Origin of the sequence: Acinetobacter lwoffii (genome assembly GCF_024129115.1) — a bacterium.
Lineage (GTDB): Bacteria > Pseudomonadota > Gammaproteobacteria > Pseudomonadales > Moraxellaceae > Acinetobacter > Acinetobacter lwoffii_T.
Map to the genome: position 1 here is coordinate 1 of NZ_JAMXXO010000039.1, position 6,951 is coordinate 6,951.

Sequence of the window (6,951 nt, forward strand, 5' to 3'; positions counted from 1 at the left end):
GCTTCACCCCCGATACCCCCGAAAAGCTTTAAACAGAAAAATCAAAGATTTTCCAATTTAAAGCTTACAAAAGCCAAAGCAGGGTAGATTGAAATGTCAGGACATGAACAAGAAGAGAATAAGCAAGGTGAAGCTATTCGAGAGAGAACTTTTAAAGTTAGACTTTCAGAATCAGAGTATCAATTGCTTGATTGCAATAATCCTTATGGTTCGATTGCAAAGTTACTTCGACAAGCAGCATTAGAGAAAGCAACTAAAATTCATAATTCCAAAGCAGAAAATGACCAAAAAATTAAAGCAACAAAGGTTGTTGAATCTTCGTATAACAAGACAGAGCGAGTGTTAATTTTAGAACTTAGTCGGATTGGTAATAATGTGAATCAGATTGCGAAAGCAGTGAATACTGATATTGCAGGTACTGGTACTTTCGATAAAGTGAAGTTACTTCATTTATTAATTTCGATTGATCAACAGCTTCGGGAGTTACGTCCAGATGATCGTTGATTTCTTTCGACATGGTTCAGGTCTATCAAAAGGCTGCCTTGACTATTTACTGGGTGAAGATCGAGAGCGTGAACACGCACAGGTGCTTAGTGGTGATGTAGAGCTGACAGCGCAATTGATTGATAGCAGTCCCTTTGCCAAAAAATATACTTCAGGCTGTTTGTCCTTTTATGAGCATGATTTATCTGACCAGGATAAGCAGAAGATCATGCAAAATTTTGAGGAATGTTTATTCCCGGGACTAGAGAAAGACCAATATCAAATTTTATGGGTACAGCACCAAGACAAAATTAATCAGGACACAGGCGAGACAAGGCTTGAGCTTAATTTTGTGATTCCAAATGTTGAGCTTTCAACAGGCAAACGCCTACAGCCATTCTATGCGCCAGTTGATTTAGATCGAGTCGATCTATTTAAGCAGATCACCAATACCGAACATTCACTGTATGACCCCGATGATCCTGAGCATCGACAGCTATTTTTAAATAAAAAGAACCTACCCAAAGATATTAAGGATTTTAAAGAGCAGTTACATCAACGTGTTTACCGAGCGGTTTCTAATGGTGAAGTTGCCGATCGGCAAGAATTGGTGCAATGGCTTGAATCGAATCAAATCAATGTCACTCGACAAGTAAAAAACTCCATATCCATTGAAAACCCGTATGAGGGCGCAAAACGTCCTATCCGTTTAGAGGGCGAGATTTATGAGCAAGGCTTTAGAGCTACTGGCGAATATCGACAAGAAGTACAACAGCGAATTGCAGAGTACAGAGGAACAACTTCTGAGCGGTATCGAGCAAACGTCACAGACTATCAGAGACAGCTTGAACACAAGAGCCAATATCACAGCGACCGCTATCCAACAGTCGGACGAGAAAATAGCCCAGAGCATTTAAAACAACGCCCAGACGGTCGAGAAACAGTTAAGCCATTATCAAACCTTGCTGCAATCGAAATTGAGCCATTTAACGCAATTAAACGAGCAAATACAGAGCCAAGAACAGCAAGCCCAGAATCAAGCGGTACAGAAAAAACTTACCATTTTGAATGTGGGACTGATTTCAGCAGCAGTTATTTTGCTTATAGCGATTTTCTCGCTTGGTCTCGTCACCAAAAACAAATACAGCGAGATGCAGACGCTAAACACCGTAATCAACGAGAAACAAATGAGGGTCGACCATTTGAATCGATCAGGGGGCAGCTTGACGATCAGCACATGCAAGCGACCAGACAGCAAAGCTCAGCGCTTATGTATTCAGATCAACAAGAATGCAGGGGAATGGCAGAACGGCTACATGATTCCAATGGGGTATTAAACGATGACCGAATTAGAAACACAATTATTGAGAATCATCGAAGAACAACAGCAGCAATTACTGCAACAACAACAGCTGTTGCAGAAGCAACAGCAAGCTTTAGACACAATGCAAACCAAGATTATCCAAACCTTGTTAGCTCAATCAAAGACAATCGAGAGCGATCAGCAAAGCTTACAGCAAGCACAGAAATCATTAGCGATAATACAGAAGCAATTTCACGAGCTAGAACGCAGTACAGCAAGCTCTACCGAGCAGATCAATGGAAAAGTTCGAGAGATGAGCCAGATTACAGCGAACAACGAAGAAGTTCTGGAGAGAATCTCAACCACACAGCATTTAGTCTCGTCAGAAGTAGCCAAAGCTCAGAAGAATTTGCTCGAAACATCCGAAATATTGAAAAAAATATCATCCAGATGAGAGAACGGCAAAAGGAAATAGAAAAACCTCGACCTAAGCAAGATCAAGGAATGGATTTAGAGTTTTAAATATGAAATTATTCAAAAAAAATATATAAATGTAATTGAGCAACTTTTACTTAAGGATATAAATTTATGTTTATCTATTTTGGCCGTTATCCAACATGTAACTATTGTGGTGGACCATGTAGTGGTCCTGGCGAAAGCTGTCCTAATTGTGATTAATTTTCTATATCCTTGTTTAAATTAATTTAAACAAGGACTTTTAACTTTCATTAGGATGAATTGGGTCGAAACCTAAATATTGTATTGCATTGATTCCACTACTCTTTTCTGACAAAAAAAAGGGTCTTTTGAAATTGTATATTTTATCAATTCTATTATGAGTAGCCTTTCTTGTTTTTTCATAAAAGTTATTAGGGTGTTGTTTGAGTAAATCAAAAGTTTGATTAGGTTGAAATGCAATTATTGATATATTTGCTCGTCGTATAGTAGATATGTGTTCTGGACAAAGGAATACAGGAAACCAAATATCGCTATCTAAAGAAAACTGAAAATTATTTTTCAATATATCATTTTTAGTAATAGTTTCATTTGTTGAATCATACTCTTTTAGCTTTATTAAAAAAGAGAAAATAAAGTCTTTAAGAAATTCTGGAGACGTTTCTTGAGGACCTTTAATAACCAAAATTATGGTATAAAAATTCTTTTCTTTATTATATTTTTTTATATATTTCGAAAAATTAGAGAGTTGGTTATATATTTTTGAATATTCTCTTTCTTCTAAATTACTTGCATCATATACGTACATATGATTTTTGTGGAAAGAGTTCATAGCAAAAAGACAAGGAAATTTTTTAGATGTAAGTAAAGATTCTAGATCTTTAAATAATTCTATATTATTTGTATAGATTTCTGAAATATTGCAAAAATCTTTCATTTTAAGTCTGAAAATTTAATATTTATTTCTGATAAATCTATATAAAGTTTTAATGCTAAAAAGAATTCTTCTCTAAAATTGTTACAGATTTGAGAGTGCTGTGAACTAAATGTACCATCATAATAAAAAGATGCAGGGCATAATTCACAAAAATTATATGCTAAACATTGAGAGCATGAGTCTGTTTTATTGTCATAAAACTCTTTCTGGATAGCTTCAGATTCTTTTAGAAGATCATTTTCATCTTTAACTTTCTTATAAGATGAAATTCTTTCGCAAAACTGAATATCTCCATTTGATCTCAGATATGTTCGATTGACAAACGGAACACATTTTTTTTTACCATTTTGAGCATCATTCCCTAATTTTCTAAATGCTATTTTTTTTACTAAAGGTAATAGTCGATCTTTATAGAAGCTGTTTTCTAAAAAATTTTTATTAAGAAAAATCTTTTGTATTTCAGCATAGTTTTCAGAATTAAAATTATTATATTTTTTAGTTTCTAAAATAGCGTCCTGAATAGGAAATGAGAATCTAATTTCCTTTCCTATTAAAAGTAAATTATGATTTATCTCATCATTTATATTTTCTAGGTCTTCGATACTATTAATTACACTATTGATAATTATTTTTGAATCATAAAAATACGAATTATATGACTTAATTTTTTCAAGATTACTCATAATTCTATCCCAACTAGGATTTCCATTAATAGTAATCCTTTTGGAATCATGATTTTTTTTAAAACCATCTAAACTAACAGTAATTAAAAAATCATTTTCAATTAAAAAATCAAACTTATCTTCAGTAAGAGCCATTCCATTAGTCGTGAAGGAAAATTTTACTCTTTCAGAAAATAATGACTTAGCGTAATTGGTTAATTCTATAATTTCTTTAAACTCTAATAGAGGTTCACCACCATAAAAAATAATATATGCATCTTCATTTGCTCTACAAAAAAAATTATAAATTTTTTCTTTTGCTAAAGATATATCTAGTTTAGTAGACGAATGTGAACGTTCTTTAGAGTATGCATCATCAAAAACACAATATGTGCATCTTAAATTACATTGTTCTGTTAACTCGATAATTAAAGTTTTAGCTAAATTATTAAGTTTTGATTCAGTTTGAGAATCTGGGGTGACAAATCGTTCAATATTTGGCAACCCAAGACTATTTCGAGATGCACCAGCAGTAATTTTAAAGTCGGGTTTTAAGCTATATATCTCATTGCTTAACCCATCAAAAAGATATCTATTTCCCTTATTTGATTCGACTTCTAAATACATGCTGATATCTCTCTATTAGCGTGCGTAACCACCTTGTAGTGTGCAAGCGCCATGTACTGTACCTGTTTCTGGTGTGAAAACTTTTTCCATGATGAAACTCCAAAGGGAAGGTTTAAATTTTAAGCTATAAGTTTAAAATTAATTTAGTTAAAATACAACAGTGTTTTTATTGAGTTTTTTTGACATGAAACAACTGAACATACCTTTAGTTATTCAGAATTTAGATTTAACTTTTATAAAAAATTTTTATGAAAACAATGATTTATGTTTTGTAAATGATATTAAGGAATATAAGGACTTTTTAACTTTAAAAATTATGGATATTCATGATTGCTTAGAGCCGTCTGAAAATGCATTAAAAATTTGGCAATATCATCTTCTTCATACAAAAAGATACCTTACAGATTGTGATCTAATTTTTGGTAAAACCATATTTATTGATGAAAAGCTATTGAAAAACAATACAAAACTCCAGTAACAAAGTAAAAATAGTACTGGAGTTTGTAAGTCATATTTCTTTTATACTTTTAGGTAAAGTTGCAATGGATTGTCCACCATTGCTTCAAAACCATATTTCTCATAGTATTTTTTTGCATCTTCATGTAGAGCATCTACAATGATAAAAACGCAACCACCATTCTGCTTTGATATTTGGGCACGATAAAAGATTTCAGCCATTAAAATTTTACCGAAACCCTTTTTCTCAAAATGTTTATCAATAGCCAGTCGTGATAAACGTAGGATCGGAACAATATTGGGAAGTTTTAATTTCTTTTTTGTACTTTCTGTTAAACCTGAACAGTCGAGTTGTCCATGAGTGAGAGAGTAATACCCAATTAAAGGGTGTAAAGGATCTGTTGACGGAAGTAGAAACGAAGGTGTAATTCCTTTCTTATTATGTTGTCCCATCGTATTTACTAAATATTCATTTAGTGATGGTTCCCCACAATCAAATTTCTCACGAAAGTCATTGATCTCCTGTTTTGCCATATCGGCGTATGGAATTGCTAATGTTACTGACATCGTTGGTTGTCTCCTGATATAGACGAAGAGCATCCTGTAAATAAGGATTGATGATTGCTGGCTCTTCTAATTTTGCTTTTAACCAACCAGCTTGATCTTCAGTCACTTTGATCCACTGCATATTGTGTTTATCAATAGTATCTTGTGCCTGTTGAAAAGCGGATTGAACCATAAAATTATTTATTGTTTGACCTGTGACTTCGGCAGCTTTGGATATAACTGCATAAATCTCATGGCTAACCCTTGCTGAAATTCTTTCTCTCGAATTGTCATGCAATTTGGTATTGATCACTTTTGAACTCCTAATTGAATTGAATGTTTATCTTGTTTAAGACTGAAACGGTTAAATCACAGTGATTAGAATGAAGTAACTGTTTTTCATCGGCGTTGGACTATTAAAAACAGCGTCACGCTAAGATGAATGGATTATACATCTTTTATCTAGTGGTGCCAAAATGGCACCACTATTATTTGAGCATATTTTGATCTGTTGTGCAATTTTTTTAATGTAAAAAAGAAAAAGCCCAATAACTCTTGCAAGTTATTGGGCTTTTCCTTTAAATTCAGTGGGTACAGTTATTTGATGCTACCAACATCAATTAACGAAAGATCGGCAGAGCTACCAACTCGTACTGATATTCACCTTAAAGGCTAGTACCAATACCTATTTTAAAGAAATAGAACAGTTACACAAGCCCCTAATTTGAAACTCTTCGTTAATTCAGCAGTTTAAATCATCAAATAAGCACCACTAGGTCGAGCTTTATCTACTCCTGTACATCCTTTTAAGGTTGATATGCGGTGCATGTGGAGGGAATAAGTGTCACTGGTGCATCGTAGCGATCGTCGAAAGGCGAAACCGTTACAGGGGAATCCCACATAAGCGGAGCGTTGAGAGTAGTTGTATAGGTTGGTTAAGTTGCATGTTGGGGAAACCCTCGCAGAGATACCGTCATACTTCGACAAGGAGCGCGTGGGGAGAGGTGCAAAACCTTTAGTCCTTGTCTGCCATGTATGTGAAGCATGGTGCGGATACGACCGATGCGTGGCTCCGTCAGCCTATTAGGTTAAATCGGCAATACTTAGGGGAATGTGATTTTTTTTAAGATCACGCCCTTAGGGAGAGTATTGCCGAAACTCTCTCAACGTCCACCATCTGCCTGAACGAAGTGAAGGCTGTGGTGGCGATGAGAAAGAGTTGAGTGCCTTTATTTTACAAGATTCATGCCAATACTTCCTAGAGTTTAGATACCGTGTCATTTGATTAAATTCTGGGGGTAGACATGTGCTTGTATTTTAATAAGCAAGGATACACAGATACCCCTATTTAACTACGTTAAACAGTGATAGTCTGTGACCTTGATCAGGGGCTTCACCCCCGATACCCCCGAAAAGCTTTAAACAGAAAAATCAAAGATTTTCCAATTTAAAGCTTACAAAAGCCAAAGCAGGGTAGATTG

Annotated in this window: 7 protein-coding genes; 3 read left to right on the forward strand and 4 right to left on the reverse strand. The window is 34.6% G+C overall.

The features are described 5' to 3' along the window. Window positions 1-93 precede the first annotated feature (93 nt). Entirely contained in the window at window positions 94-504 is a 411-nt protein-coding gene (locus NI470_RS15290; RefSeq protein ID WP_253148967.1) for a MobC family plasmid mobilization relaxosome protein, read from the forward strand. After that, a complete protein-coding gene (locus NI470_RS15295) occupies window positions 494-2,308 on the forward strand; it encodes a relaxase/mobilization nuclease domain-containing protein (RefSeq protein WP_253148965.1) in 1,815 nt (604 codons plus the stop codon). The genes NI470_RS15290 and NI470_RS15295 overlap by 11 nt, the downstream gene beginning before the upstream one ends. Before the next feature lie 196 nt (window positions 2,309-2,504). Here the strand turns inward: NI470_RS15295 and NI470_RS15300 are convergent, their stop codons facing one another. Both NI470_RS15300 and NI470_RS15305 read right to left on the reverse strand, forming a co-directional pair. Continuing rightward, window positions 2,505-3,179: a YqcI/YcgG family protein gene (locus tag NI470_RS15300; protein WP_253148963.1), complete on the reverse strand. Its 675-nt coding sequence runs from the start codon at window positions 3,177-3,179 to the stop codon at window positions 2,505-2,507. After that, window positions 3,176-4,468, reverse strand: a complete 1,293-nt coding sequence (locus NI470_RS15305; RefSeq protein WP_253148961.1) for a radical SAM protein — start codon at window positions 4,466-4,468, stop codon at window positions 3,176-3,178. The genes NI470_RS15300 and NI470_RS15305 overlap by 4 nt, the downstream gene beginning before the upstream one ends. Window positions 4,469-4,652: 184 nt before the next feature. Here NI470_RS15305 and NI470_RS15310 point away from each other — a divergent pair, with 184 nt between their 5' ends. Then, on the forward strand, window positions 4,653-4,946 hold the full coding sequence (locus NI470_RS15310) for a hypothetical protein (protein ID WP_253148959.1): 294 nt from the start codon (window positions 4,653-4,655) through the stop codon (window positions 4,944-4,946). A gap of 41 nt (window positions 4,947-4,987) precedes the next feature. Here NI470_RS15310 and NI470_RS15315 read toward each other — a convergent pair whose 3' ends face one another. Together NI470_RS15315 and NI470_RS15320 are read right to left on the reverse strand one after the other, a co-directional pair. Beyond that, the gene (locus NI470_RS15315; RefSeq protein WP_253148957.1) at window positions 4,988-5,491 is read right to left on the reverse strand and encodes a GNAT family N-acetyltransferase; all 504 of its coding nucleotides are present in this window, start codon (window positions 5,489-5,491) and stop codon (window positions 4,988-4,990) included. Then, window positions 5,436-5,783, reverse strand: a complete 348-nt coding sequence (locus NI470_RS15320) for a type II toxin-antitoxin system TacA family antitoxin (RefSeq protein WP_253148955.1) — start codon at window positions 5,781-5,783, stop codon at window positions 5,436-5,438. The genes NI470_RS15315 and NI470_RS15320 overlap by 56 nt, the downstream gene beginning before the upstream one ends. Window positions 5,784-6,951 lie beyond the last annotated feature (1,168 nt).